The sequence below is a fragment of the Amycolatopsis viridis genome (assembly GCF_011758765.1).
GTDB classification, from domain to species: domain Bacteria; phylum Actinomycetota; class Actinomycetes; order Mycobacteriales; family Pseudonocardiaceae; genus Amycolatopsis_E; species Amycolatopsis_E viridis.
This window is the reverse complement of record NZ_JAANOU010000001.1, coordinates 1,936,066-1,961,815: the sequence shown is the minus strand read 5'-3', so window position 1 is coordinate 1,961,815 and position 25,750 is coordinate 1,936,066. Positions and strand designations below refer to the sequence as shown.

The following is a 25,750-nucleotide window of genomic DNA, read 5'->3' as shown; positions in this document are numbered from 1 at the left end:
GCGGCAGAGCCGGGACGGCAACTGCCGCCCCGGCTCCGACCAGTCACTTCACCTGTCGAGAACGTGCCCGCTCAGCTGCAACCGGAGGTGGCGCCGCAGCCCTCGCACGCGTAGCAGGATCCCGCGGGACGCATCTTGGTGCCGCAGGTCATGCACAGCGGGGCGTCCGCAGCCTTGCCGAGGTGCAGCTCCATCAACTCGGCCGTGCTGTGCGCCACGTGGGGCTGCTCCGCCGACTCGGACTTCGCCGGGCTCGAATCGACCGTGCTGCGCAGTTCCTCGAGGTCCACGTTCTCCGGCTCGGCGGGCTGGGCACCGTACCCGGTCTCGACCTGGGCCGCACGCTCCGCCGCGGTGAAGATGCCCAGCTCGGCCCGCTTCTCGTACGGCAGGTAGTCCAGCGCCAGGCGCCGGAACAGGTAGTCCAGCACGCTGGTGGCGATCCGGATGTCCGGGTCGTCCGTCATCCCGGCCGGCTCGAAACGAAGGTTGGAGAACTTCGAGACGTAGAACTCCAGCGGGATGCCGTACTGGAGACCCACCGAGATCGACATCGAGAAGGCGTCCATGACACCGGCCAGCGTCGACCCCTGCTTGCCGAGCTTGACGAAGATCTCGCCCAGCCCGTCGTCCGGGTAGGAACCCGCGTGCAGGTAACCCTCGGCACCGCCGACCGTGAACGACAGCGTCTGGCTGGGGCGCTTCTTCGGCAGCCGCTTGCGGATCGGCTTGTACTCGACAACCTTCTCCGGCTCCGCGACCTCCGCGGTCTCCGCCTTCTTCTTCCCGCTCGACAGCGGCTGGCCGACCTTGCAGTTGTCGCGGTAGATCGCCAGCGCCTTGAGGCCCAGCTTCCAGCCCTGGAAGTAGATCTCCTCGATGTCCTCGACCGTCGCCGACTCCGGCATGTTGACCGTCTTGGAGATCGCGCCGGACAGGAACGGCTGCACCGCGGCCATCATCCGCACGTGCCCCATCGGCGCGATGGAACGCTCACCGATGGCGCAGTCGTACACCTCGTAGTGCTCCGGGCGCAGACCCGGCGCATCGACCACGTGGCCGTGCTCGGCGATGTACTCGACGATCGCCTCGATCTGCTCGTCCTGGTAGCCCAGGGTCTTCAGCGACCGCGGGATCGTCTGGTTCACGATCTGCATCGAGCCGCCACCGACGAGCTTCTTGAACTTCACCAGCGAGAAGTCCGGCTCGATCCCGGTGGTGTCGCAGTCCATCATGAAGCCGATCGTGCCGGTCGGGGCCAGCACACTGGCCTGCGCGTTGCGCCAGCCGTTCTTCGTGCCGATCTCGATACCGCTCTGCCACTCGCGGGTGGCGAGGTCGCGGATCGCGGCGTCGTTGGTGTGCATGGTGCGGATCGCGTCGTTGGCCGCGGCGTGCTTGCGCATGACCCGCTGGTGCGCCTCGGCGTTGCGGCTGTAGCCCTCGTACGGGCCGACCACACCCGCGATCTCCGCCGAACGCCGGTAGGAGGTCCCGGTCATCAGCGAGGTGATGCTCGCCGCGAGCGCGCGGCCGCCGTCGGAGTCGTAGGCGTGACCGGTGGCCATCAGCAGCGCACCCAGGTTGGCGTAGCCGATGCCCAGCTGGCGGAACTTGCGGGTGGTGTCACCGATCGCCTCGGTCGGGAAGTCCGCGAAGCAGATCGAGATGTCCATCGCGGTGATGATGAACTCGACCGCCTTGACGAAGAGCTCACCGTTGAACGTGCCGTCGTCGGAGAGGAACTTCAGCAGGTTCAGCGACGCCAGGTTGCAGCTGGAGTTGTCCAGGTGCATGTACTCGCTGCACGGGTTCGACGCGGTGATCCGGCCCGACTCGGGGCAGGTGTGCCAGTCGTTGATGGTGTCGTCGTACTGCAGGCCCGGGTCGGCGCACTCCCACGCGGCCTGCGCCATCGAGCGGAACAGCTTCTTCGCGCCGACGGTCTCCAGCACCTCACCGGTGAGGCGGGCGCGCAGGCCGAACTGGCCGTCCGACTCGACGGCACGCATGAACTCGTCGGTGACACGCACCGAGTTGTTGGCGTTCTGGTACTGCACCGACGTGATGTCGGCGCCGGAGAGGTCCATGTCGAACCCGGCGTCGCGCAGGACGCGGATCTTCTGCTCCTCGCGCGCCTTGGTCTGGATGAACTCCTCGATGTCCGGGTGGTCGACGTCCAGGACGACCATCTTCGCCGCGCGGCGGGTGGCGCCGCCGGACTTGATGGTGCCCGCGGAGGCGTCGGCGCCGCGCATGAACGACACCGGACCCGAGGCGGTGCCGCCGGAGGACAGCAGCTCCTTCGACGACCGGATGCGGGAGAGGTTGATGCCCGCGCCGGAGCCGCCGCGGAAGATCATGCCCTCTTCCTTGTACCAGTCGAGGATCGACTCCATGGTGTCGTCGACGGCGAGGATGAAGCAGGCGGAGACCTGCTGCTTGGAGGAGGTGCCGACGTTGAACCACACCGGCGAGTTGAAGCTGAACACCTGGTGCAGCAGCATCCAGGTTAGCTCGTGCTCGAAGACCTCGGCGTCGGTGGCCGTCGCGAAGTAACCGTGCTCGGTGCCAGCCTTGACGTACGCGCTCACGACGCGGTCGATGAGCTGCTTGAGGCTGCGCTCGCGCTGCGGGCTGCCGACCGCGCCGCGGAAGTACTTGCTGGTGACGATGTTGGTGGCGTTCATCGACCAGAACTCGGGGAACTCGACGCCCCGCTGCTCGAAGTTGATCGACCCGTCCCGCCAGTTCGTCATGACGACGTCACGCTGCTCCCAGGTGACCTCGTCGTACGGGTGCACGCCCTCGGTCGTGAACACCCGGCTGATCTTCAGCCCCCGCTTGCCCCGCTTGGCCGCCTTGCCGCTCGCCGTGTTCGCGCCCACGGTTTCGGTCATGGATCCGTCCCTCCCGCTACGCGCCGGGCTCATGCCCGGGCCGCGCTGTCGTCGCCGTGCTTCTCAGCCATGGCCTTGCGCAGGTCCGCGATCTCCTTCTCGAAGTCCTCGACCGAGGAGAAGGAGCGGTAGACGCTGGCGAACCGGAGGTAGGCGACCTCGTCGAGCTCCCGGAGCGGCCCGAGGATGGCCAGGCCGACCTCGTGGCTCGGGATCTCGGCGACTCCGGCCGCGCGGATCGACTCCTCGACCCGCTGGGCGAGCTGCTGCAGGGCGTCGTCGTCGACCGGCCTGCCCTGGCAGGCCCGGCGAACGCCCCGGACCACCTTGTCCCGGCTGAACTGCTCGGTGACGCCAGACCGCTTGACGACCGCCAGCACCATCGTCTCGGACGTGGTGAACCGGCGCCCGCACGCCGAGCAGGACCGCCTGCGGCGGATGGCCTGCCCCTCGTCCACCTCCCGTGAGTCGACGACCCGGGAATCGGCGTGACGGCAGAACGGACACCGCATCGTCTCGGCCACCTTCCCCTCTCGCGTCTCAACGGGCGGCACCCACCCCAGCCCGCGTCGCCACGCTACGACCCGGCCTGGTGATCGAGATGTGGATGCCCGGTGGATGAACACCCACCGCCTGTGGACAACTCGTCCTCAGTCTACCCCAACTTGTGGACCAACTACAGCCATGTAACTACTAGATATAGCGGTGGACCTTAGATCGCGTGCAGGCGGGGCGCAAGCGACACGAGCGAGTGATGAGGTATGGCGGCGCGGTTCACGGTGCGGGTGTCACGGAGCCGGACCCGACCGGCACGGTGAGCAACAGACCGGGCACCACGGAACCGGCCGGCAGGTGGTTCAGCGCTTCGATGCGCTCCACCACGGCGCCCGTGTCGCTGTCCGGCGCGTACTGCCGCGCCAGATCCCACAGCGTCTCCCCCGGCGCGACCGCGACCGTGGCCGTCCGCTCCGGGACGCCCGGACCGAACGACCCGGCGAATGCACCCAACCCGGTGACGGTGAGCGCGATGGCGGCGCCGATCGCGGCGAGCCACGGCCAGCGCGGCGCGACCCGGCGCGAGCACGCGGCGACCGGCCCGGAACCGCGCCCGGCGGCGACGCGCGAGCGCGTCGGCGGCCGCCGGACCTCCGGCCGGCGCGGGCGCAGCGCCGTGCGCCCGCCGTCCTCCGGCGCGCGCCGGACCAGCCGCTGCCCGCTCCCCGGACCCTGGTACGTCAGTACCGACATGGCGGAACCTCCTCGCAGATCCCCGACCCGCGGCGTGGACCGCCGGTCGAACAACCGTTCTATCGAACTCCCGTGCGAATGTGTACCACCCGGGTACGACAAAATCGAGCACGCCCCGGCGTGTCGTCGAACAGTTGTTTGATGTTTGCTGTCCGGTGCACTACTGTGGGTGACCAGCAGAGGCGGACAGCGCCGGTCGCGCGGGTGCGCGTCCCGGCCGCTCCAGAGCTGGGAGGCAGCAGGGTGTCGCAAGAGACGGGCGAGACGATCCGCAGGCCCGGGGGCCGGTTCGGGGACGTGCATCCCCTCCCCGACCCCGAGGACGTGGAGGAGGGCCTGAGCCCGCGCCAGCAGCAGATCCTCGAGGTCATCAAGGCGTGGATCGACCGCTTCGGCTACCCGCCCAGCGTCCGGGAGATCGGCGAGGCGGTCGGGCTCACGTCCACCTCGTCGGTGTCGCACCAGCTGCGCACGCTGCAGCGCAAGGGTTACCTGCGCCGGGACGCCAACCGCCCGCGTGCCGTCGGGGTGCTGACCGCCCAGGCCGAGGCGGAGACCACGCCGATGCCCAAGCCCGCGTACGTGCCGCTGGTCGGCCGGATCGCCGCCGGCGGGCCGGTCCTGGCCGAGCAGTCCATCGAGGACGTCTTCCCGCTGCCGAAGGACATCGTCGGCGAGGGCGAGGTCTTCCTGCTCAGCGTCACCGGTGACTCGATGGTCGACGCCGCGATCACCGACGGGGACTGGGTGGTCGTGCGCCAGCAGCCCACCGCCAACAACGGCGAGATCGTGGCCGCGATGATCGACGGCGAGGCCACGGTGAAGACGTTCAAGCAGAAGGACGGCCACGTCTGGCTGATGCCGCACAACGAGGCGTACGACCCGATCCCCGGCGACGAGGCCACGATCCTGGGCAAGGTCGTCGCGGTGATCCGCCGCCTCTGACCGAGGGTTTCCGGCGGTTTGGCCGCGTGCACGCGGAAGATCGCCCGGTCGTTCGAAACGATCAGCGGCCGAACCGCTTCCGCAGCTTGGTCCAGGCGAACACCGCGCCTCCGGCGACCAGGACCGCGAGAAGCAGCGCGGGCACCGGCGCCATCCCGCCCGGCCCGGCGGAGGGGCCGGGCGCCTCCCCGCCCGCGCCCGACGCCTGGCCGTTGGCCGTCGCCTCCGTGGCCACCAGCGCCGCCGCCCCGCGCACCGCCCGCACGGGCTGACCGGTTCCTTCGGACGCCGACAGCAGCGTGCCGTCGGGCTCGAAGGCGATCGCCTCCCCCTGCTGTTCGTCCGGCAGCGGGATGCGCACCGGCTCGCGTCGCAGCGCGGCCGCCACGTCCCGGTCGGGCGCCGGGAACAGGTAGGCATCGGTGTAGGTCCGCAAGGCGACAACCGTGCCGTCCTTGCTCACCGCACCGCCGGTGATCAGCACCGACCCGAACCCGGCGACGGGACCGCCGCGCGTGTCCGTGGACCTGATGGTGATCGAGCCGACCCGCTCCAGCGGCGTCGGCCCGGGGCTCGCGAGCGCCTTCGCCGGCCGGTAGATCCCGGCCTCACCCAACGGGGACTTCGTGACCAGGTACGGCGTACCCGACGCGTCCAGCAGCAGCGCCTCCGTGTCGTGCTGCCCGTCGGGGTAGGTCAGCCGGTACAGCGTCACCCTGCCCTCCGGCGTGACGGCGAGCAGGGCGACGGTGCCGCGTTGTTTGCGGTTGTCGCCGGTGTCGGCGAGCCAGAAGGTTCCGTCCGCGGCCCGCGCCAGATCCTCCACGTCGTACGGATCGGTGCTGCCGGTGATCACCCGCTGCACCGCGCAGTCCCGGCCCAGCACGAAGATCTGCACCTTCGTTCCGCCGTCGTTGATCGCGTACCACCGCGACCCGTCGCTCACCAGGCCGGAGAGCTCACCGAGCCGCTTGTCCGTCACCGAGCACACCGGTTCCGGCGACGGCACCTGCGCCGCGCTCGCCGGTCCCGCACCCAGCCCCAGCAAGACGGACAGGACCAGCGCCGGCGCAGTGCTTCCGAGGCTCACCCGAGCCACGGTACCGATCTCAGGCCGGTGAGCCGTTCACCGCGTACGCCTCCAGGGCGGACGCCACGTCCGGGCGGACCCGCGCGCTCAGCCGGGTGCCTTCGGGCAGGTGTTCCTCGGCGAGGACCTCGCCTTCGGCGTGCGCCCGGGCGACCAGCTCGCCACGGGTGTAGGGCACCAGCGCCTCGACGACCACGTCCGGCCGTGGCAACCGCTCGGCCAGCGCCTCGACCAGCTCCGGCACGCCCTCGCCGGTCCTGGCCGACACCACGAGCGCGCCCGGCAGCAGGTGCCGCAGCCGGACCAGCGACAGCTCGTCGGCCGCGTCCGCCTTGTTGATCACGATCAGCTCCGGCGGCAGCGGGCTCTCGTGGCTGGCGGTGATCTCGGTGAGCACCTGGCGCACCGCGTTGACCTGCTCCTCCGGTGCCGGGTCGGACCCGTCCACCACGTGCAGCAGCAGGTCCGCGTCGGCGGTCTCGTCCAGCGTCGAGCGGAACGCGTCGACCAGCTGGTGCGGCAGGTGCCGGACGAACCCGACCGTGTCGGTCAGCGTGAACGTCCGCCCGTCCGGGGTCGCCGCGCGCCGGGTGGTCGGGTCCAGGGTGGCGAACAGCGCGTTCTCCACCAGGACACCGGCGCCGGTGATCGCGTTGAGCAGGCTGGACTTGCCGGCGTTGGTGTAGCCGACGATCGCGACGCTGGGCACCTCGTTGGCGACCCTGCGGCCCCGCTTCGTGGCCCGGATGGTGTCCATCGCGGCGATCTCGCGGCGCAGCTTCGCCACCCGCTTGTTGATGCGCCTGCGGTCGGTCTCCAGCTTCGTCTCACCGGGACCACGCAGGCCGACGCCGCCGTTCGCGCCGCCGGCGCGGCCACCGGCCTGCCGGGACAGCGACTCACCCCAGCCGCGCAGACGCGGGATGAGGTACTGCAGCTGGGCGAGCTCGACCTGGGCCTTGCCTTCGCGCGAGCGCGCGTGCTGGGCGAAGATGTCCAGGATCAGCGCGGTCCGGTCGATCACCTTGACCTTGAGCCGCTCCTCCAGCTGCCGCAGCTGGCCGGGCGAGAGCTCGCCGTCGCAGATGACCGTGTCGGCGCCCGTGGCGACCACGATGTCGAACAGTTCACGCACCTTGCCCGAGCCGATGTAGGTGGCCGGATCGGGCTTGGAGCGGCGCTGCACGAGTCCTTCGAGCACCTCGGAGCCCGCGGTCTCGGCCAGGCGCGCGAGCTCGGCGAGGGAGGCTTCGGACTGCTCCGCGGTGCCCTCGGTCCACACGCCCACCAGCACCACGCGTTCGAGGCGGAGTTTCCGGTACTCGACCTCGGTGATGTCCGACAGTTCGGTGGAGAGCCCCGCCACCCGCCGCAGCGAGGCGCGGTCGGACAGCTCCAGCTCGCCCGTCGACGGGTCGAGGGCGGGGTTGGTGTAGGTCAGTTCTGTCATCGTCCTTCCATGGTCCCACGGGTCGCGGGATTGTCCGAATCCTTTAGCGGCTGGGGTACACCGCCACGTAGACGGCGAATTGCTCGGCTCCCTCCGGGCTGGAGCGCTCCTTGAACTCGTCCAGCAGGCCGGCCAGGCGGTGTTCGAACTCGCGCCGGACCGCCGCATCCACCCGGATGACCAGGCGGGACTGGTCCAGCTCGCCGCGGTCCAGCTCGGCGACCTCGGCCAGGTAGGCCTCCAGGATCGCCTCGGACAAGGCGCGGTCGCCGGTGCCGTCCAGCTCCCAGGACTTGCCGGTGGAGCGGTACGGGATCTCCTTCGCGCCGCGGTTGCCGCGGCGCGGCGGCTGCGGCGCCAGGAAACCGGTGTCGACCAGCTTGCGCACGTGGTGCAGCGTGGTGGCCGGGTCGCGGTCCAGACGTTGCGCGATCTCCTTGTTCGTCAGCGCCTCCGCAAACGTCAACCGGATGATGCGCAGGCGTATTCCCGAGGCCAGCGCACTGGCTTCGGCCTCGCTGGCGCGGCGGCGGTCTCCCACCGGCTCAGCGTAGTCCGCCAAGTGATTGACGGATTCCAATCGGTCGTTCACCCTATCGGGGTGCCCCGACGTGACTCCCTCTGGTTCCACCCAGGATTCCGGCTGCTCTGGGCGGGTGACACGGTCAGCCAGGCCGGCACCTTCGTCGGGCAGACCGTGCTCCCCCTCCTGGCCGCGACCGTGCTCGCCGCCACCCCGGGCGAGATGGGCCTGCTCACCGCGGCGGAGAACGCCGCGTTCCTGCTGATCGGGCTGCCCGCCGGGGTCTGGGTGGACCGGATGCGGCGTCGGCCGCTGATGCTGCGCGCGGACTTCGCCCGCGCCGCGCTGCTGCTGACCGTCCCGGTGGCGTGGTGGGCCGGCGCGCTGTCGCTGGCCCAGCTCATCGTGGTGGGCCTGCTGGTCAGCGTGGGGACGGTCTTCTTCGACATCTCCTACCAGTCGTACCTGCCGTCGCTGGTCAGCCGGGAGCGCCTGCTGGAGGGCAACGCGAAGCTGCAAACCAGCCAGTCGGTCGCGCAGGTGGCCGGCCCCGGCATCGGCGGTGGCCTCGTGCAGCTGGCGGGAGCGGCCAACGCCGTGCTCGCGACCGGTGCCGGCTACCTCGCGTCGGCGCTGTTCCTGCTGCGCATCCGCACCCCGGAACCGGAGCCCGAACCGCACGACGGCACCCCGCTGCGCACGCAGATCGCCGAGGGCCTGCGGTTCGTGTTCGGCAACCGGCCGCTGCGCGCCATCGTGCTGTGCACCTCGGGCGGCAACTTCGCCGGCACCGTCGTGATCTCCATGCAGGTCCTGTTCCTCACCCGGGACCTGGGCCTGAGCCCGTCGGCCGTCGGCCTGGTGCTGGCCATCGGCAGCGGCGGCGGGGTGCTGGGCGCGCTGACCGCCGGGTTCTGGACGCGGGTGCTCGGCCAGGCCAGGGCGATCTGGCTGGTGCCGCTGGTGACCTGGCCGCTGCAACTGCTGCTGCCGCTCGCGCGGCCGGGGTGGTCGGTGGCGCTGGGCGTGCTGGGCCTGGTCGCGGCCGGGTACGGCATCGTCGTCTACAACGTCGCCCAGGTCAGCTACCGGCAGGCCATCTGCCCGGACCGGCTGCTCGGCCGCATGAACGCGACCGTGCGGTTCGTCGTGTGGGGCACGATGCCGCTGGGCGGCCTGGCCGGCGGCGCGCTGGGCGGGGCGATCGGGGTCCGGCCCACGGTGTGGGCCGGGTGCGCCCTGATGGCGGTGTCGATGCTGCCGGTGCTGCTGTCGCCGTTGCGGCGGATGCGGGACCTGCCGGTCAGCCCGCCTGCTCCCACCACGCCGGATCCAGCTCACCCCGGGCCACGAACTCCGCCGGCCCGGTCAGCGTCGACGCCCCCCGCTCCACGGTGACCTCGACCCGGCCACCAGGCACGTCCACAGTGGACTTCCCGGTGTCGGTGCCGGCCAGGTGCAGCGCGGCCGCGACGGCCGCCACCGTGCCGGTGCCGCACGCCCGCGTCTCGCCCACGCCGCGCTCGTAGACGCGCATCTTCAGGCGCTGCTCGCCGAGCGGGTTGACGAACTCGAGGTTGACCCCGTCCGGGAAGAAATCGCTGTCGTAGCGCGGCGCACGGGTCAGGTCCAGCTCGTCGATGTCGTCATCCACAATGGACACGAGGTGCGGGTTGCCCACGTCCACCGCGACGCCGGAGAAGTCGTGCCCGTCCACGATGGCGACCGACGCACCGGTGATCGAGGCCGGGCCCATCTGCACGGTCACCGACAGATCGGGATGCACCACCACCGGCCGGTCGCCGGCCCGCGTGCCGATCACGAACTCCCGCCCGGACACCAGCCCCGTCTCGACGAGGTAGCGCGCGAAGACGCGCGTCCCGTTGCCGCACATCTCGGCGATGGACCCGTCCGCATTGCGGTAGTCCATGAACCACTCCCCCGCCGAGCCGGCCGCGGCCGGGGCGTCCACCGCGTCCCGGCGAACCACCCGCAGGACGCCGTCGGCACCGAGCCCGCGCTGCCGGTCGCACAACGCGGCGACCCGCCCGGCTGTCAGGTCCAGCCGCCCGTCGGGGTCCGGGAGCACCACGAAGTCGTTCTGGGTGCCATGCCCCTTGAGGAACTCGATTGCCACACGCTCAGACTACTGGGCCAGCACGGAGAGCACTCGCGCGGCCACGTCCGGGTCCGCGCCGTCGAACCACCGGATCCGGGCGTCGCGACGGAACCAGGATCGTTGCCTGCGAACGAATCGGCGCGTCGCCTGCTTGGTGGCCTCGGCCGCGGCCGCGAAGTCCCGGCCGCCGTCCAGCTCGGCCAGCACCTGCTGGTACCCCAGCGCCCGGGAGGCGGTCCTGCCCTCCCGCAGGCCCCGCTCCAGCAGCGACTCCACCTCGGCGACCAGGCCCGCCGCGAACATGCGGTCCACGCGCACCTCGACCCGGCGGTCCAGGTCCGCGGTGTCCCGGTCGATGCCGATCAGCAGGGTGCCGTAGCGTGCCGGGCCGGGTTCGGGCAGGTTCGCCGAGAACGGCTGCCCGGTGATCTCGATGACCTCCAGTGCCCGGACGATCCGGCGGGTGTTGCTGGGCAGGATCGCGGTGGCCGCGGCGGGGTCGAGGCTGCTCAGCCGCGCGTGCAGGACCGGGGCGCCGACCTCGGCCGCTTCGGCCTCCAGCCGCGCCCGCACCGAGGGGTCGGTGCCCGGGAAGCGCAGGTCGTCGAGCACGGCCTGCACGTACAGACCGGAACCGCCGGCCAGCACCGGGACCGTGCCCTCGGCCAGCAGGCGTTCGATGACGGCCCGCGCGTCGCGCTGGTAGGCCGCGACCGAAGCCGTCTCGGTGACCTCGAGGACGTCGAGCAGGTGGTGGGTGATGCCGCAGCGCTCCGCCTCGGGCACCTTCGCGGTGCCGATGTCCATGCCGCGGTAGAGCTGGAGCGCGTCGGCGTTGACCACCTCACCGCCGACCGCCCGGGCGATCGTGATGGCGAGCTCGGACTTGCCGGTCGCGGTGGGGCCGACGACGGCGATCGGGTTCACCCGCGCTCCCACACCGCGACGTGGTAACCGACACCGAACGGCGCCGCGGAGTAGAGCAGCTCGGCGCGCCAGTCGTCGCCGGTGCCGGCCAGGACCTGCCACGGTGCCCGGCCGCCGGCGCCCAGCTCCGCCGCCAGGTCCGGGTCGAGCGCCCGCAGCGCGGCCGTGTCCCCGGTGGCCAGGGCGCGGGCGACGGTGTCGTCGAAGCCGGGGGCGCGCTCGTCCTCGCTGCCGGGGGATTTCGGGCCGTGCCGGTTCGAGCCGTCACCGAGGACCAGCAGGCCGGTCCGCTCACCGTGGGCCAGCTGCTTGCCGAGGCGTTCGCACTCGGCCGGGTCACCGTCCACCAGGTGCACCCGGACGGAGTCCGCCGCCGCCTGCTCACGCAGCCAGCCCGCGACGAGGGCAGGCAGCGGAAGCTCGGCCGGGCTGACGGGACCGGCGGACAACGCGACCGCAACGTCCACCCCGTAGCCCCGGAACGAGCCGGAGACGCCCGGCTCGACCACCCGTTCGTGAAGCCCGGCGCCGACCGCGATCCACTCCCGGGTGACGGCGGCGAGCCGCCGCACCGCGGCGCGGCACGCCGCACGCAGGGACTCCAGGTCGGCGCTCGCACCCGGTGACAGAGCGGGCACGAGCAGCGGGGGCTGCGGTACCACCACGGCTTGCACGATCACACCCGTCGAGGTTACCGGCAGCCACCGGCGAGCAGCCGGTGGACACGGAGCGCAGCGAGTCGAGCGATCACAGCGACCCCACGCGGCCCGGAAGTAGAATCACCCGCTCCGACTCGCCAACCGAGTACCACGAGCGGCGCTGAACTGCTTGAATGCGGCCAGAGGATCGATACCAGCATGACCCGGCCCCGCGCGCCCGCGGGGCGCCCGCCACCAGGCGGGCCGACAGGCGATAAGGAGCCTGCGATGTCCGACGAGAACACCGGCACCCCGGCGCCCCACCAGGTGCCCCACGGTCACACGCCCGCCACCGCTCACGGCGTGCCGGTCCCGCCGGCCGAGCCGCACCCCGCGCGGTGGGGGCGGGTGGACGACGAGGGCAACGTCTACGTGCGGACCGCGGACGGGGAACGCGCCGTCGGGGTGTGGCAGGCCGGTTCGCCGGAGGAAGGGCTGCTGCACTACGCGCGCCGCTTCGACGACCTGCGGACCGAGGTGGAACTGCTCGGCACGCGCCTGTCGTCCGGTGCCGGCGATCCCAAGCACGCGCTCGCCACCGCCACCCAGCTGCGGGACAGCCTGCCGACCGCCGCGGTCGTCGGTGACCTCGGGGCGCTGTCGGCGCGGATCGACCAGATCGTGGCGCACGCCGAGACCGCGCTCGCCGCCGCGAAGCAGGAGCGCGAGGAGGCCAGGGCGGCCGCGGTGGGGCGCAAGCAGGCGCTCGCCGAGGAGGCCGAGCAAATCGCCGCCGAATCGGTGCAGTGGAAGGCCGCGGGTGACCGGCTGCGCGCGATCCTGGACGAGTGGAAGACGATCAAGGGCGTCGACCGCAAGACCGACGACGAGCTGTGGAAGCGCTTCTCCAAGGCACGCGAGGCGTTCAACCGGCGCCGCGGCTCGCACTTCGCCGAACTGGACAAGCAGCGGGCGGCAGCCAAGGCCCGCAAGGAAGAGCTGATCGCCGAGGCCGAGGCGCTGGCCGACTCGACCGACTGGGGCCCGACCGCCGCCCGGTACAAGGAGCTCATGGCGGAGTGGAAGGCCGCGGGCCGGGCGCCCAAGGAGGCCGACGACGCCTTGTGGCAGCGCTTCCGCGGCGCGCAGGACGCGTTCTTCTCCCGCCGGTCGGCGATCTTCTCCGAGCGTGACGCCGAGTTCGCCGCGAACGCCACGCGCAAGGAGGAACTGCTCGCCGAGGCCGAGAAGATCGACCCGGGGGTGAACCTGGACGCGGCGAAGGCGCAGCTGCGGCGCATCCAGGAGCAGTGGGACGAGATCGGCAAGGTGCCGCGGGAACGGATCCGCGAGCTGGACGGCCGGCTGAAGGCCGTGCAGGACCGCGTCCGCGAGGTCGAGGACAGCCAGTGGCGCCGCAGCGACCCGGAAGCGCAGGCGCGCGCCGCGCAGTTCCGCGAGCGGGTCGAGCAGTTCGAGGCGCAGGCGGCCAAGGCCCGCGCCGCCGGGGACGAGCGTCGCGCGAAGAAGGCCGAGGAGCAGGCGGCGCAATGGCGCGAATGGATGCGCGCGGCCGAGCAGGCGGTCGCGGACCGCTGAAGCCCACGAAGCCCACGACCGGCTGCCTCGCGGCCCCTCCGCTGCGTGCGGAGGGGCCGCTCGCTCACCCCTCGCGGTAAGACCCGGCGAGCGCGGTGAACGCCGCCTTCGGTTCCAGTGCGGGTGGCGCCTCGATTCACGGTCAGGGCTGGCCGGGCGACGCCGCCCGTCCCGCAACGGCAAACTCACCGCCCGCAACCGCCAACTCACCGCCCCCAACGGCAAACACGCGGCCCGCAACGGCAAACACGCCGCCCGGAGCAGCCAACACGACGGCCGCGGCGTGTTTGCCGCTCGTCGCGGCGTGTTCGCCGCTCGTGGCGGGGTGTTTGCCCCTCGTGGCGGGGTGTTTGCCGCTTGTGGCGGGGTGTTTGCTGCTTGTGGCGGCGGCTCGGGTGATGTGCTCGCGTCAGGACGATGCGGTCCGGTGCCGTAGCGCCACGCCGGCGCCGGTCAGGAACGCCAGCACCGCCGCCGCGCCGAGGATGACCGGCGGTGTCGTCACCTTCGTCAGCAGCGCGAACACGTACGGCGCGCAGAACCCGATGTAGGTCAGCGCCCACCACACCGCCGACAGCCGCGCGAGGCCCTCCGGCGGGGCGATCCGGGCGATCTCGGTCAGCCCGAAGGTCACGCACAAGCCGTATCCGCACCCGAGCACCGCGTCGGCGAGCAACGCGAACGCAGGCCCGCCCGTGACCGCGGCCGCGGTGCCGAGCAGCATGCCGAACCCGATCGCCGCCAGGCCGATCAGCGCGGGCAGCAGCACCGCGCGCGCCGCGAGCCGCCGGCCGACCGGCTGGATCAGCAGCCCGGCACCGAGCACGACGGCGATCGCCACCCCGGCGAACACGGTCTCCGCCCCGCCGAGACGCCTCTCCACGACCGACGGCAACACGGCGAACCCGGTCGCGGGTGCGGCGAACACCCACGGCGCCACCGGCACGACCATCCGCCGGAACCGCGGGTCGCGGATCCCGGTCACCCGCTTGCCCGGCACCACCCGCGGTGCGGTTTCTGGCACCCGCACCGCGGCGACCAGCGCGACCGTGGACAGCACGAGGTGCGGCAGGTAGGCCACATCCAGCGGCGCCCACTGCGCGATCAGTGCCGCGACCAGGCCGCCGAGGCCGAACCCGGCGGACAGGAACAGGCTCGCCCGCCGCGCGCCGGTGCCCTCCGGGGCGTCGTCGTGGGGCGGATGGGACAGCTCCTTCACCCACGCACTGCCCGCCGCGAGCACCGCACCCATCGCGAACCCGGACGCGAACCGCCCCACCCCCAGCCACGGCACACCCACTTCGCCGAGCAGCAGCGCGCCCGTCGCCAGCACCGACAGCGCCACCGCGCCGAGCACGACCGCCCGCCGCCCGTAGCGGTCGGCGCCCGGCCCGCCGAGCAGCAGGCCGGGCACCAGGCCGAGGACGTAGATCGCGAAGAGCCCCGTCACCGTCGCCGCGGACAGGCCCAGCTCGCGGCGGTAGGCACCCAGCATCGGCGAGAACTGGTTCGCCCCCCACCCCGCCGCCGTGATCAACCAGGCCGCCCGCGGCCACATCGGCCGGGTCGCGGGCAGCACGGCACTCTCCGTCATACCCGGGTTGTAACCCACCCGGGCGCGCACGAACCAGATCGTTCACGAATTCCGAACGCTCCGCCCCCGCCGGGGATGCCACGGATCACCTTGGCGAACGCCGTGCCCCGGCCTACCGTCGGGGAGTGGATCTGCGCCGCCTCTCGTCCTTCCTGGCGGTGGCCGAGGAAGGGCACTTCGGCCGGGCCGCGGCACGCCTGTTCCTGTCCCCGGCCGCGGTGACCGCCCACATCCAGCAGCTCGAACGCGAGCTCGGGGTCGCCCTGTTCGACCGGTCGCCGGTGCGGCTCACGCCCGCCGGGCACCGCTTCCTCGGTCACGCCCGCGGCCTGGTCGACGCCACCAACGCTGCGGTCGAGGACATCGCCGGCCTCGCCACGGACGCCGACGTGCTGCGCGTCGGCGTCATGGGGCACGGCTCGGCCGAGCTGACCCCGGCCGCCATCTCCGCCTTCCGGCACCTGCGCCCGCACGTGCAGCTGACCCTGGAGGCGCTCACCTTCACCGAGCACACCAGCGCACTGCTGGAGCACCGCGTCGATGTGGCGTTCGTACGCCCCGCGGTGACCGACGAGCGGATCGCCGTCGACGTGCTCACCACCGAGGCCCGCATCGTCGTCATCCCGGCGCGCTCCGAGCTCGCCGCGGCCGGCGAACTGCGCCTCGCCGACGTCCTGGACCTGCCGTTCGTCGCGCTGCCGCGGCACACCCCGCGGCCGTTCACCGACTACCTGTACTTCACGCCCGCCCGCGGCGGGGAGGCCCCGCGGCCGGGGCCGGACCACGCGGTCACCCCGCAGGAAGTCCTGATGAGCGTGGCCGCGGGCCGCGGTGCGGGCTCCGCGCTCAGCTCGTTCGCGCGCTTCTACCGCTGGCCCGGGACGGTGTGCGTGCCCGTGGTGGACGCGCCGTGGGACCACAGCGTGCTCGCCACCCGGGCCGGTGACCGGAACCCGGACGTGGCGCTGTTCCGCCGGCTCGCGCGGTCCCTGGCGCCGCGGTTCGCCTCAGGTGCGGGACCAGGCGGTGCGCATCCACTGGGCGGCCAGCAGGATCATCGCGATCAGGGCGATGATCATGCCGATCCCGGGCCCGCGGCCGGTGGCGCCGTTGGCCACCGATGACTGCTGCGACCAGATCGCGAGCAGCCCGTCGACGGAGGCGAACCAGCCGCCCATCGCGCACACCCACGCCAGCCACCAGCGGCGGGTCATCAGGGTCAGCGCCGAGGCCAGCACACCGATCACGGTGGACGTGGTGGCGAACAGCTGCGGGATGCCGCCGCCACGGCCGAGCAGCACCTCCCAGCCGACGTGGTCCCCGACCCAGGGCAGCAGCTGCCCGACCAGCAGCACGAACACGAGCACCGCGATGACGAATCCGCGGCGGCCGAGCTCGACCGTCCGGGACGCCTTGGTCACGGCGTGATCGACGTCCGCGGCGAGCCGGTCGTAGTCGTCGGTCACAGGCCGCACCCGCCCGTCGTCACCGGCTGCGGCGCCGGGCGGCCGAACGCGGGCAGGCCGAGGCTCACCCCGCCGGTCTTGGGCCGGCGGCCCGCCTCCACGTTGTCCCCGGCGCGGGTGCGCCGGTGCGTGAGCACGTCGCCGTCGGCGACGAGGTGGTGCGGCGCGCCGTAGGTGATCACCGTCTCGACGACGTCGCCCGGCCGCACCGATCCCGCGACCGCATCACCGGTGGGCGTGAAGTGCACCAGCCGCCCGTCCCGGGCACGGCCGCTCATCCGCCGGGTCTCGGTGTCCTTGCGGCCTTCGCCCTCGGCGACCAGGAGCTCGACCTTGCGGCCGACGAGCTTGCGGTTCTCTTCCCAGGCGATCTCGTTGACCAGCTCGACCAGCCGGTCGTAACGCTCCTGCACGACCTGCTTGGGCAGCTGGTCCGGCATCTCCGCGGCCGGGGTGCCGGGCCGCTTGGAGTACTGGAAGGTGAACGCGCTGGAGAACCGCGCCTGGCGCACCACGTCGAGGGTGGCCTGGAAGTCCGCTTCGGTCTCGCCGGGGAACCCGACGATGATGTCGGTGGTGATCGCCGCGTCCGGGATGCGGTCCCGCACCTTGTCCAGAATGGACAGGAACCGGCTGGACCGGTAGGACCGGCGCATCTCCCGCAGGATCCGGTCCGAACCCGACTGCAGCGGCATGTGCAGCTGCGGGCAGACGTTCGGCGTCTGCGCCATCGCGTCGATGACGTCGTCGGTGAAGGCCGCCGGGTGCGGCGAGGTGAACCGCACCCGCTCCAGCCCGTCGATCTGGCCGCAGGCGCGCAGCAGCCGGGAGAACGCGTCCCGCTCGCCGAACTCCACGCCGTAGGAGTTGACGTTCTGCCCGAGCAGCGTCACCTCCAGCACGCCCTCGGCGACGAGCGCCTCGACCTCGGCGAGGATCTCGCCCGGCCGCCGGTCGCGTTCCTTGCCGCGCAGCGCGGGCACGATGCAGAACGTGCACGTGTTGTTGCAGCCGACCGAGATGGAGACCCACCCGGAGTGGGCCGACTCCCGGCGGGCGGGCAGCGTCGAGGGGAACGTCTCCAGCGACTCGAGGATCTCCACCTGGGCTTCGGCGTTGTGCCGGGCACGTTCCAGCAGCACCGGCAGCGCGCCGATGTTGTGGGTGCCGAACACGACGTCCACCCAGGGGGCGCGCTGGACGATCTCGCTGCGGTCCTTCTGGGCCAGGCAGCCGCCGACGGCGATCTGCATGCCCGGGTTGGCGTCCTTGGCCGGGCGCAGGTGCCCGAGGGTGCCGTAGAGCTTGTTGTCCGCGTTCTCCCGCACCGCGCACGTGTTGAACACGACGAGGTCGGGCACGTCACCGGCGCCTGCCGGAACGTAGCCCGCCTCCTCCAGCTGCCCCGCGAGGCGCTCGGAGTCGTGCACGTTCATCTGGCAGCCGAACGTGCGGATCTGGAACGTCTTGCCACCGGTCATCGGGCACCGTGTTCGCTGGTAGGTTCGCTGGTCGGACGAGACATGACGGCTACCAGCGTAACGCTCCCGGCTCACCCGGCCGCGCGCGCGTCACCTCTGGAGCGCGACGTACCAGCCTTCCGGAATGGGCCCGGGCAGCAGGTCCGGGATGAACGTGCAGACGTGGCCGGGCCAGGACGGCAGCACCGCCTGGCAGTCCGCCTGGGTGCGGTACGGGCCGGCCTTGAGGGTCACCGAGTAGCCGGGCGCGGCCTGGGCCGGCGCGGCGAGGGTGCACAGCCCGGCGAGCACGAGCGCGGCGGCCGCCGCGCGGAGGTTGCGTACAGTCACCACCCGAGTATCGAGCGCGACGAAGCCGAGCGCAGGACGGTACCCCGTTCGAGTGAACCGACCCCCTCCGAGCTGCGCGGCTTGCCTGACTACAGTTACCCGCACCCGGGGTCACCGTCCGCAGCAAAACGGGCAGAACGGATGACACCTGGGTTGCGTTTGCCGCGATATGCGGGCGCCGTGTTGCCACACGGTGTTAGATCGCCGCATGAGCCGGGCTATGGAGGGCAGATGAGCACAGCTACGTCAGCACCAGCGATGATCAGGGCTGCCGGCGTGAACAAGTTCTTCGGCGACCTGCACGTGCTCAAGGACATCAACCTGGAAGTGCCGCAGGGCCAGGTCGTGGTGGTCCTCGGGCCGTCCGGCTCCGGCAAGTCCACGCTGTGCCGTGCGATCAACCGGCTGGAGCCGATCGACTCCGGGGAGATCTCGGTGGACGGTCAGCCGCTGCCCGCGGAGGGCAAGGCGCTGGCCGCGCTGCGGGCCGAGGTCGGCATGGTGTTCCAGTCGTTCAACCTGTTCGCGCACAAGACCATCGTCGAGAACGTGATGCTCGCGCCGGTGAAGGTCCGCCGGATCAGGCCGAACGAGGCGCGCAAGACGGCGATGGAGCTGCTCGACCGGGTGGGCATCGCGAACCAGGCGCAGAAGTACCCCGCGCAGCTGTCCGGGGGTCAGCAGCAGCGGGCGGCGATCGCGCGCGCCCTGGCGATGAAGCCGAAGGTGATGCTGTTCGACGAGCCGACCTCGGCACTGGACCCGGAGATGGTCCAGGAGGTGCTGGACACCATGACCGGGCTGGCCCGCGAGGGCATGACCATGCTCGTGGTGACCCACGAGATGGGCTTCGCCCGCCGCGCCGCGAACCGGGTGGTGTTCATGGCCGACGGCGAGATCGTCGAGGACACCACGCCGGACGAGTTCTTCACCAAGCCGAGGTCGGACCGCGCCAAGGACTTCCTCGGCAAGATCCTGACGCACTAGTTCAGTTCCCGCGGCGCGTGCGCCGCCTGATCCCGGGAGAACAGGAATCCAGATGAAGATCCGCACCCTGGCAGCGGGGCTGCTCGTCGGCGCCCTGACGCTGACCGCCTGCGGCAAGGAGGGCACCCCCTCCGGCTCCGGCACCGGCGACACCGGCTCGAACGCCGCCGCGCTGCCGACCTACACCGTCGCGCAGAACGTCGACGTGGCCGGTTCGCCGACCTTCGCCCGGATCAAGGGCGCCGGCAAGCTGACCATCGGCGTGAAGGACGACCAGCCGGGGATGGGCCTGAAGGACCCCACGACGGGCAAGTTCCAGGGTTTCGACATCGAGATCGCGAAGATGGTCGCCGCCGGTCTCGGCTTCGACGAGAGCAAGATCAACTTCACCACGGTCGACTCGGCCGCCCGTGAGGCCGCGATCAGCAACGGCAACGTTGACTACTACGTCGGCACCTACACCATCACCGACAAGCGCAAGCAGCAGGTCTCCTTCGCCGGCCCGTACTTCATGGCCGGCCAGGACCTCCTGGTGCGCAAGGACGACAGCTCGATCACCGGTCCGGAGACCCTGAAGGGCAAGAAGGTCTGCTCGATCACCGGGTCCACCCCGATCCAGCGCGTGCGTGACCAGCAGCTCACCGAGCCCGGCAACATCGTCGAGTTCCAGAAGTACTCGCAGTGCGTGGACAAGCTGCTGACCAAGGAGGTCGACGCCCTCACCACCGACGACGCGATCCTCAAGGGCTACGCCTCGCAGGACCCGGACAACCTCAAGGTCGTCGGCAAGACGTTCTCGCAGGAGCCCTACGGCATCGGCCTGAACCGCGACGACGCCGCCCTGCGCGGCAAGGTGAACGACCTGCTCCAGGCCGCCATCGACAACGGCACGTGGCAGAAGATCTACGACGCCACCCTGGGCAAGTCGGGTTCGCCTTCTCAGCCGCCGGCGATCCAGCGTTACTGACCATCCGTTGTGGCCGGTGAGCGCGCTCGCGCTCACCGGCCACTCCCTGTGCACCCATTCACCAACCGCGGCGGGGAAGGCTCGATGGACGTCCTGCTCGACAACCTGGACCTCTACGGTCCGTTCTTCTGGACCACGATCAAGCTGTTCCTGATCTCAGGGGTGGCCAGCCTGATCTTCGGCACGTTCCTGGCCGGTCTGCGGGTCAGCCCGGTGCCGGTGTTCCGCGCCATCGGCGCCACCTACGTGACGCTGCTGCGGAACACACCGCTGACGCTGGTCTTCGTGTTCCTCGTGTTCGCCTATCCGCTGCTCGAGATCCTCGAGCTGTCCTACTTCACCGCCGCCGTGGTGGCGCTGACCATTTACACGTCGGCGTTCATCTGCGAGGTGGTGCGCTCGGGCATCAACACGGTGCCCGTCGGGCAGGCCGAGGCCGCCCGTGCGCTCGGCCTGACGTTCAGCCAGATCCTCGGCCAGATCGTCCTGCCGCAGGCGATCCGCTCGGTGGTGCCGCCGCTGATGAGCACGCTGATCGGCATGCTGAAGAACACCACGATCGCCGCCGGGTTCTCGGTCACCGAAGCCGGCGCGATCCGCCAGTACCTGTCCGAGCGCGGCGACAACCAGCTGATCGGCCTGCTGTGGGTCGCGCTCGGCTTCATCATCCTGGTCGCGATCCTGTCGTTCGCGCAGCGGGCTCTCGAAAGGCGCTGGAGCGTGGCGCGATGAGCAACGTCCTGTTCGATGTTCCCGGTCCGAAGGCCCGCGTGCGGCACCGGCTGATGGCGGTGCTCGGGATCGTGGCCGTGGCGGCGATCCTCACCTACATCGTCTACCGCTTCTACGACAGCGGGCAGTTCACCGCCCGCAAGTGGCAGTGGCTGCAGTACACGCAGGTCCAGCGTGACCTGGTGACGGCACTGCTGGCGACGGTCAAGGCGTTCGCGCTCGGGGCCGTCCTGGCGCTGGTGTTCGGTGCGATCTTCGCCGCCGGCCGGCTGTCGGACCACGCGTGGGTCCGGGGCGTCTCGACGTTCATCGTCGAGTTCTTCCGCGCCATTCCGCTGCTGATCCTGATGTTCCTCTTCTACTACGGCGCCCCGGCCCTGGGCGTGACCCTGCCGCCGTTCGCCGCGGTGGTGCTCGGCCTCACCCTCTACAACGGTTCGGTGCTCGCGGAGGTGTTCCGCGCCGGTGTCCAGGCGCTGCCGAAGGGGCAGAGCGAGGCGGCCTACGCGCTGGGCATGGGCAAGACGCAGGTGATGACGCTCGTCCTGATCCCGCAGGCGATCCGCTCGATGCTGCCGACGATCATCAGCCAGCTCGTGGTGCTGCTCAAGGACACCGCGCTGGGCTTCTTGGTGACCTACCCCGAGCTGCTGTACTACGCGCGCTACATCGGTTCGCAGGGCGCGTTCAGCCGGCCGATCGTCCCGTCGACGATCGTGGTCGCGGCGATCTACATCGCGCTGTGCCTGCTGCTCACCGCGCTGGCCAACTTCATCGAACGCCGACAGCGGCGCAGCAAGAAGCACGTGGAGACCGAACGCCCGCCGGCCACCGAGGACGTCGTGGGCGTGGCCTGATCCCGCGCGGGAACGGGGGCGTGGCGAGCGGTCGCCGCGCCCCCGTTCTGCTGTTCGCCCCCGTGCGCGCCCGATCCGCCGATAGCATCGGATCATGGAGGGGAACCACCTCGAGACGCTCGTCCGGATCGCCGGCCGGTTGCGGACGCCGCTCACCCTCGCCGGGCTGACGGCGCTGATCCTCTACCTGATCTACGAGCAGGTGCTCGGCCTGCCGGTGCTGACCCCGCTCCAGTCGAGCGACACGTTCGCGGTGGTCGACTCGATCGTCTCGAAGGTGTTCTGGCTGGCGGTGCTGGCCGTGGTGCTGGGGTTCGCCGGTTTCGTGCTCACCGCCCTCGTCCGGCTGCGCCCGACGCTCAAGCGATCGGCGGTCTCGCTCGTCAGCACCTCGCTCGACCCGGCGCTGTCCGAACCGGCGGAGCCCGCCGGGTTCGAAGTGGCCGGACAGCGGTTCGCGGTGGGCTCGATCGATTGCAAGTTCGTCAACCGGGGTGACGCCACCGCCGTCCTGGACGCCTTCGCGGTACGGGTGGCGGCGTTCACCCTGGACCGGACGCCGGTGCTGTCGCTCGACCAGCGGGTCGTCGGGGGTGCGCTGACCGTGCAGGTGCGCAACACCGGATGGGGCCCGGCCCGGCAGATACGGCTGCGGCTCGCCGATCCGCTCCTGCCGGATCTCTTCGAAGACCGCGCCACCGGCACCGCACCGGTGGTCGGTCCGGGCGCGACCAGCACCGTGCTCACCCTCGAACCGGCCTCCACCACCGCCGCCAGGATCAGCGAACTGCGGCGGCGCCGACGGGAACTCCTCGACGCGCTCGCCGGGCGCGGCCGGGACGGGGACGACGCGGCCCGCCGGTCACCGGAGTACCGGGTCCTGCTCTCCGACGCCGAGCGGGACCGGCCGCCGATCGCGCACCACTGGCTCAGCCTCGGCCCGCCGCTGGACCGGCTGCCGGTGCGGGTCGTCGTCGAAGGCACCTACGAGACTCCCGACGGGGAGATCCGCGAGATCGCCCGCACGGAACTCGGGTCGGATCCGCTCTGGCTCGACGAGTCCGGGTTCTCCTACGACCACCACCTCCGGCTGCCGGCGATGCGGCCGGCTGCGGAGGTGTACGCGGTGGTGCTCGGCGCGCGAGCCGGGGAACAACGGGACTACGCGCTGTCCAGGGTGATCGAGCCCGGCGGCGTCGAGCGCTTCCACGTGGCGCTGGCGTCGGTCAGCTCGGGCACCTACGAGATCTCGCTCGGGTTCCGGGTCGACGGGCGGAACGAGGTCTGGTCCACACCCATGCCGGTGAGCCTCTGGCGGCCCCGTGACGCGCCGTTGCCGCGCAACCTCACCGACGGCGCCGTGTTCGAGATGCGCGACGGCCGCCTCGAGCTCGGTGGTACCGGCAGCGTCTGGTGACCGGCGTCAGCCGTCGTCGTCGCAGAGCCAGTCGAGCACGACCGCCGCGGTCCAGGACTGGTCGGTGCTGCCGAGCGGCTCGCCGGTGAACGGTTCGTAGTACTCCCCGAACGCACCGTCGCCGGTCAGGCGCAGCCCGGCCGCCCGCAGCTCGCGCGCGCGCTCGTGCCATCCGCGGCGTTCGAACGCCCACCCGAACAACCAGGCGACGACCGGCCACTGTGGACCGCGCCAGTACTGGCGCGGGTTGAAGCCGGGCCGCATCGGCGAGACCGACGGCGGCACCGGCGCCAGCAGGTCCGGGTGCCCGCACCAGCGGTCGCTGTCCAGCAGCGACAGCAGCCGCAGCTGCACCTCGTCCGGCGCTCCCCCGCACAGCAGCGGCGCGAACCCGGCGATGGTCTGCGTGTCCAGCCACCGGTTGGCGCGCAGGTCGCGGTCGCGGGCCATGCCGGACACCGGGTGGCAGCTCGCCGCCACCGCGTGCCGTGCCCGGGAGGCCCAGTCCGCCAGATCGGCCAGCTGCGAGGCGGGCCGGCCGAACTCGCTGCCCAGCTCCAGCAGCACGTCGCAGGACACCGCGAACAGCGCGGTGATGAACACGTCGCCGACGAGGAAGCTGGAATTGCGGACGACCTCCCGCTGGTCGTAACCGGCGCGGCGCATCTCCTCGATGAGCCACAGGTAGCGGTCGTACTCCTGGTCGGTCGGCCGCTCACTCGGATCACCGACGATCCGCACGTCCTTGCGCACGTACGGGGGCAGCTCGGCACCGGGCCGCACGGCCGCGTAGGGCAGGTCCCACCGCGGCGAATTGTCCATTCCGGACTCCCAGCCGTGCACGATCGCGATCAGGCCGCTGTGCCCCGGGGTGCGGTACTCGACCAGCCAGCGGTGCCAGGAGTACAGCGCCGGCCAGATCGACCGGCCGAACCGTTCCGCCTCGGCCCGCTCCTGCGGTCCGGAGGCGCGGGCGACCTCGAGGATCCGCTGCACGGCGATCGCGTGCACCGGCGGCTGGCAGATCCCGGAGGTGCGGACGCCGCGCGGCCCGTCGGCGGCCGCGTCGGTGCCCCAGCGGTCCGGGCCGGGGAAGTAGGCGTCCTCGTCGCCGGTGAAGACGATGTGCGGCACCATGCCGTTGCGCCACTGCGCCCGGAACAGGGTCTCCAGCTCTGCGATCGCGCGCGGCAGGTCCAGCCGGGCGAGGCCGACGGAGATGAACGCGGCGTCCCAGCTCCACATGTGCGGGTAGAGCCGTGGCGCCGCGGTGATCACGGTGCCGGTGTCGTTGTCCCGCAGCACCCGGGCGGCCCGCGCGGCCAGGGTGGCCCTGGCGTAGCGGGCCGGCCTTCTGCCGCCGGAGGGTTCCCCGGCACGGTTGGTCACGGTCACGGTCCGCTACCCCGTCGCCAGCAGGAGCTGGGTTTCCGGGTCGTACCACCGGCACTGCTCGGGCGGCAGGCCCAGACGCAGGGTCTGACCGGGCTCGGCACGGAAACTCGCCGGTGCCTGCACCTTCAGCACCTGGCCACACAGCTCCGTGGTGAGCAGGGTGGCGGAGCCCAGCGGTTCGAACACCTGCACCTCGCCGCGCAGGCCGTCCCCGTCCGGGGCCACGGCGATCGACTCGGGCCGGATGCCCAGCCGCAGTTCCCGGCCGCGGAAGGTCTCCAGCGCCCGCGGAATGGGCAGCGTCTGGCCGCCGAGATCGATCCGCGTCCCGTCGCCGGTGACGGTCCCGGTGAGGAAGTTCATCGGCGGGCTGCCGAGGAACCCGCCCACGAACTCGTCCGCGGGTTCGGTGTAGACGGCAACCGGGTCACCGCACTGCGCGATCCGCCCGTCCCGCATCACCGCCACCCGGTCCCCCAGCGACAGCGCCTCGACCTGGTCGTGCGTCACGTACAGGGTGGTCACGCCGATCTCGTTGACCAGCTTCTTCAGCTCGGCCCGGAAGGACAGCCGGAGCAGGGCGTCCAGGTTGGACAGCGGCTCGTCCATCAGCAGCACGTCGGCGTCCATCACGATCGCGCGCGCGACCGCGACGCGCTGCCGCTGGCCGCCGGACAGCTTCGCCGGGTACCGGTCCAGGTAGGGCGTGAGCTGCAGCAGTTCCGCCGCCCACTCGACCTTCTTGCGCACCTCGTCCGCCGGCACACCGTGCACCCGCAGGCCGAACCCGATGTTGTCGGCGACCTTCTTGTTCGGGAACACCGCGTAGGACTGGAAGACCATGGACAGGTTGCGCCGCCGCGGTTCCAGGTAGGTGACGTCCCGGCCACCGATGACGATCTGGCCCGCATCCGGGGTCTCCAGCCCGGCGACCATCCGCAGCAGCGTGGTCTTGCCGCACCCGGACGGGCCGAGCAGGACCATGAACTCGCCGTCGGCCACGTGCAGCGACACCTCGTCGGTGGCGCGGGTGGTGCCGCCCGGGTAGGTCTTCACGAGCTCGTGCAAGACGACCTCAGCCATTG

Annotated in this window: 24 protein-coding genes; 9 read left to right on the top strand and 15 right to left on the bottom strand. The window is 71.5% G+C overall.

Going from position 1 to position 25,750, the window contains the following annotated elements; genetic code table 11:
- Positions 1-71: 71 nt before the first annotated feature.
- From FHX46_RS09660 to FHX46_RS09650, 3 genes are all read right to left on the bottom strand, one after another.
- A complete protein-coding gene (locus FHX46_RS09660; RefSeq protein ID WP_167112568.1) occupies positions 72-2,900 on the bottom strand; it encodes a vitamin B12-dependent ribonucleotide reductase in 2,829 nt (942 codons plus the stop codon).
- A 29-nt stretch (positions 2,901-2,929) separates the two neighbouring features.
- A complete protein-coding gene (gene nrdR, locus FHX46_RS09655) occupies positions 2,930-3,412 on the bottom strand; it encodes a transcriptional regulator NrdR (RefSeq protein ID WP_167106484.1) in 483 nt (160 codons plus the stop codon).
- Positions 3,413-3,674: 262 nt separating this feature from the next.
- On the bottom strand, positions 3,675-4,148 hold the full coding sequence (locus FHX46_RS09650; RefSeq protein ID WP_167112566.1) for a LysM peptidoglycan-binding domain-containing protein: 474 nt from the start codon (positions 4,146-4,148) through the stop codon (positions 3,675-3,677).
- Positions 4,149-4,391: 243 nt separating this feature from the next.
- Here FHX46_RS09650 and lexA point away from each other — a divergent pair, with 243 nt between their 5' ends.
- On the top strand, positions 4,392-5,093 hold the full coding sequence (lexA, locus tag FHX46_RS09645; protein WP_167112564.1) for a transcriptional repressor LexA: 702 nt from the start codon (positions 4,392-4,394) through the stop codon (positions 5,091-5,093).
- 61 nt (positions 5,094-5,154) lie between these two features.
- Here lexA and FHX46_RS09640 read toward each other — a convergent pair whose 3' ends face one another.
- The 3 genes from FHX46_RS09640 to FHX46_RS09630 are packed head-to-tail and all read right to left on the bottom strand — an operon-like array spanning position 5,155 to position 8,132.
- Positions 5,155-6,183: a hypothetical protein gene (locus FHX46_RS09640; RefSeq protein ID WP_313886073.1), complete on the bottom strand. Its 1,029-nt coding sequence runs from the start codon at positions 6,181-6,183 to the stop codon at positions 5,155-5,157.
- Between the two features lie 19 nt (positions 6,184-6,202).
- Positions 6,203-7,633: a GTPase HflX gene (hflX, locus tag FHX46_RS09635; RefSeq protein ID WP_167112562.1), complete on the bottom strand. Its 1,431-nt coding sequence runs from the start codon at positions 7,631-7,633 to the stop codon at positions 6,203-6,205.
- Positions 7,634-7,676: 43 nt separating this feature from the next.
- Positions 7,677-8,132, bottom strand: coding sequence for an ArsR/SmtB family transcription factor (locus tag FHX46_RS09630; RefSeq protein ID WP_208401035.1), 456 nt, complete (start codon positions 8,130-8,132; stop codon positions 7,677-7,679).
- A gap of 102 nt (positions 8,133-8,234) precedes the next feature.
- On the opposite strand from FHX46_RS09630, the gene FHX46_RS09625 reads away from it, so the two are divergent.
- Positions 8,235-9,554 carry an MFS transporter gene (locus FHX46_RS09625; protein ID WP_167112558.1) on the top strand — a complete coding sequence of 440 codons (1,320 nt, stop codon included), beginning with the start codon at positions 8,235-8,237 and terminating at the stop codon, positions 9,552-9,554.
- Here the strand turns inward: FHX46_RS09625 and dapF are convergent.
- Genes dapF through FHX46_RS09610 form a run of 3 tightly spaced genes read right to left on the bottom strand, consistent with a single transcriptional unit; the run spans position 9,460 to position 11,882 of the window.
- Positions 9,460-10,293, bottom strand: a complete 834-nt coding sequence (gene dapF / locus FHX46_RS09620; protein ID WP_167112556.1) for a diaminopimelate epimerase — start codon at positions 10,291-10,293, stop codon at positions 9,460-9,462. The two genes, FHX46_RS09625 and dapF, sit on opposite strands and share 95 nt — an antisense overlap.
- Before the next feature lie 9 nt (positions 10,294-10,302).
- On the bottom strand, positions 10,303-11,202 hold the full coding sequence (gene miaA / locus FHX46_RS09615) for a tRNA (adenosine(37)-N6)-dimethylallyltransferase MiaA (RefSeq protein ID WP_167112554.1): 900 nt from the start codon (positions 11,200-11,202) through the stop codon (positions 10,303-10,305).
- Positions 11,199-11,882, bottom strand: coding sequence for a class III extradiol dioxygenase subunit B-like domain-containing protein (locus tag FHX46_RS09610; protein WP_167112552.1), 684 nt, complete (start codon positions 11,880-11,882; stop codon positions 11,199-11,201). Before FHX46_RS09610 ends, miaA begins: the two co-directional genes overlap by 4 nt.
- A gap of 246 nt (positions 11,883-12,128) precedes the next feature.
- On the opposite strand from FHX46_RS09610, the gene FHX46_RS09605 reads away from it, so the two are divergent.
- A complete protein-coding gene (locus FHX46_RS09605; RefSeq protein WP_167112550.1) occupies positions 12,129-13,439 on the top strand; it encodes a DUF349 domain-containing protein in 1,311 nt (436 codons plus the stop codon).
- A gap of 409 nt (positions 13,440-13,848) precedes the next feature.
- Here FHX46_RS09605 and FHX46_RS09600 read toward each other — a convergent pair whose 3' ends face one another.
- Positions 13,849-15,033 carry an MFS transporter gene (locus FHX46_RS09600; protein ID WP_208400082.1) on the bottom strand — a complete coding sequence of 395 codons (1,185 nt, stop codon included), beginning with the start codon at positions 15,031-15,033 and terminating at the stop codon, positions 13,849-13,851.
- A 125-nt stretch (positions 15,034-15,158) separates the two neighbouring features.
- Here FHX46_RS09600 and FHX46_RS09595 point away from each other — a divergent pair, with 125 nt between their 5' ends.
- A complete protein-coding gene (locus tag FHX46_RS09595) occupies positions 15,159-16,157 on the top strand; it encodes a LysR family transcriptional regulator (RefSeq protein WP_167112548.1) in 999 nt (332 codons plus the stop codon).
- Here FHX46_RS09595 and FHX46_RS09590 read toward each other — a convergent pair.
- From FHX46_RS09590 to FHX46_RS09580, 3 genes are all read right to left on the bottom strand, one after another.
- Positions 16,041-16,499 carry an Rv2732c family membrane protein gene (locus FHX46_RS09590; RefSeq protein WP_167112547.1) on the bottom strand — a complete coding sequence of 153 codons (459 nt, stop codon included), beginning with the start codon at positions 16,497-16,499 and terminating at the stop codon, positions 16,041-16,043. The two genes, FHX46_RS09595 and FHX46_RS09590, sit on opposite strands and share 117 nt — an antisense overlap.
- Complete coding sequence (gene miaB / locus FHX46_RS09585; RefSeq protein WP_167112545.1) at positions 16,496-17,980, bottom strand: tRNA (N6-isopentenyl adenosine(37)-C2)-methylthiotransferase MiaB; 1,485 nt, start codon at positions 17,978-17,980, stop codon at positions 16,496-16,498. Before miaB ends, FHX46_RS09590 begins: the two co-directional genes overlap by 4 nt.
- A gap of 90 nt (positions 17,981-18,070) precedes the next feature.
- Positions 18,071-18,310, bottom strand: a complete 240-nt coding sequence (locus FHX46_RS09580; protein WP_167112543.1) for a hypothetical protein — start codon at positions 18,308-18,310, stop codon at positions 18,071-18,073.
- Between the two features lie 258 nt (positions 18,311-18,568).
- Here FHX46_RS09580 and FHX46_RS09575 point away from each other — a divergent pair, with 258 nt between their 5' ends.
- From FHX46_RS09575 to FHX46_RS09555, 5 genes are all read left to right on the top strand, one after another.
- On the top strand, positions 18,569-19,297 hold the full coding sequence (locus FHX46_RS09575) for an amino acid ABC transporter ATP-binding protein (RefSeq protein ID WP_208401029.1): 729 nt from the start codon (positions 18,569-18,571) through the stop codon (positions 19,295-19,297).
- A 52-nt stretch (positions 19,298-19,349) separates the two neighbouring features.
- The gene (locus tag FHX46_RS09570; RefSeq protein ID WP_167112540.1) at positions 19,350-20,264 is read left to right on the top strand and encodes a glutamate ABC transporter substrate-binding protein; all 915 of its coding nucleotides are present in this window, start codon (positions 19,350-19,352) and stop codon (positions 20,262-20,264) included.
- 84 nt (positions 20,265-20,348) lie between these two features.
- Positions 20,349-20,996 (top strand): amino acid ABC transporter permease, encoded by a 648-nt coding sequence (locus FHX46_RS09565; protein ID WP_167112538.1) that lies wholly within the window; start codon positions 20,349-20,351, stop codon positions 20,994-20,996.
- Entirely contained in the window at positions 20,993-21,853 is an 861-nt protein-coding gene (locus FHX46_RS09560) for an amino acid ABC transporter permease (RefSeq protein WP_167112536.1), read from the top strand. Before FHX46_RS09565 ends, FHX46_RS09560 begins: the two co-directional genes overlap by 4 nt.
- Before the next feature lie 94 nt (positions 21,854-21,947).
- Positions 21,948-23,270 carry a hypothetical protein gene (locus FHX46_RS09555; protein WP_167112534.1) on the top strand — a complete coding sequence of 441 codons (1,323 nt, stop codon included), beginning with the start codon at positions 21,948-21,950 and terminating at the stop codon, positions 23,268-23,270.
- 6 nt (positions 23,271-23,276) lie between these two features.
- Here FHX46_RS09555 and ggh read toward each other — a convergent pair whose 3' ends face one another.
- Positions 23,277-24,665 carry a glucosylglycerate hydrolase gene (ggh, locus tag FHX46_RS09550; protein ID WP_390622598.1) on the bottom strand — a complete coding sequence of 463 codons (1,389 nt, stop codon included), beginning with the start codon at positions 24,663-24,665 and terminating at the stop codon, positions 23,277-23,279.
- A 6-nt stretch (positions 24,666-24,671) separates the two neighbouring features.
- Positions 24,672-25,748, bottom strand: a complete 1,077-nt coding sequence (locus FHX46_RS09545; protein WP_167112532.1) for an ABC transporter ATP-binding protein — start codon at positions 25,746-25,748, stop codon at positions 24,672-24,674.
- Between the last annotated feature and the right edge of the window lie 2 nt (positions 25,749-25,750).

Bases quoted from the DNA above. Each gene is read 5' to 3' on its own strand.
- FHX46_RS09660 (WP_167112568.1), bottom strand. From the start codon at position 2,900: ATGACCGAAACCGTGGGCGCGAACACGGCGAGCGGCAAGGCGGCCAAG.
- nrdR (WP_167106484.1), bottom strand. From the start codon at position 3,412: ATGCGGTGTCCGTTCTGCCGTCACGCCGATTCCCGGGTCGTCGACTCA.
- FHX46_RS09650 (WP_167112566.1), bottom strand. From the start codon at position 4,148: ATGTCGGTACTGACGTACCAGGGTCCGGGGAGCGGGCAGCGGCTGGTC.
- hflX (WP_167112562.1), bottom strand. From the start codon at position 7,633: ATGACAGAACTGACCTACACCAACCCCGCCCTCGACCCGTCGACGGGC.
- FHX46_RS09605 (WP_167112550.1), top strand. From the start codon at position 12,129: ATGTCCGACGAGAACACCGGCACCCCGGCGCCCCACCAGGTGCCCCAC.
- FHX46_RS09600 (WP_208400082.1), bottom strand. From the start codon at position 15,033: ATGACGGAGAGTGCCGTGCTGCCCGCGACCCGGCCGATGTGGCCGCGG.
- miaB (WP_167112545.1), bottom strand. From the start codon at position 17,980: ATGACCGGTGGCAAGACGTTCCAGATCCGCACGTTCGGCTGCCAGATG.
- FHX46_RS09575 (WP_208401029.1), top strand. From the start codon at position 18,569: ATGATCAGGGCTGCCGGCGTGAACAAGTTCTTCGGCGACCTGCACGTG.
- FHX46_RS09570 (WP_167112540.1), top strand. From the start codon at position 19,350: ATGAAGATCCGCACCCTGGCAGCGGGGCTGCTCGTCGGCGCCCTGACG.
- FHX46_RS09565 (WP_167112538.1), top strand. From the start codon at position 20,349: ATGGACGTCCTGCTCGACAACCTGGACCTCTACGGTCCGTTCTTCTGG.
- FHX46_RS09560 (WP_167112536.1), top strand. From the start codon at position 20,993: ATGAGCAACGTCCTGTTCGATGTTCCCGGTCCGAAGGCCCGCGTGCGG.
- FHX46_RS09555 (WP_167112534.1), top strand. From the start codon at position 21,948: ATGGAGGGGAACCACCTCGAGACGCTCGTCCGGATCGCCGGCCGGTTG.
- FHX46_RS09545 (WP_167112532.1), bottom strand. From the start codon at position 25,748: ATGGCTGAGGTCGTCTTGCACGAGCTCGTGAAGACCTACCCGGGCGGC.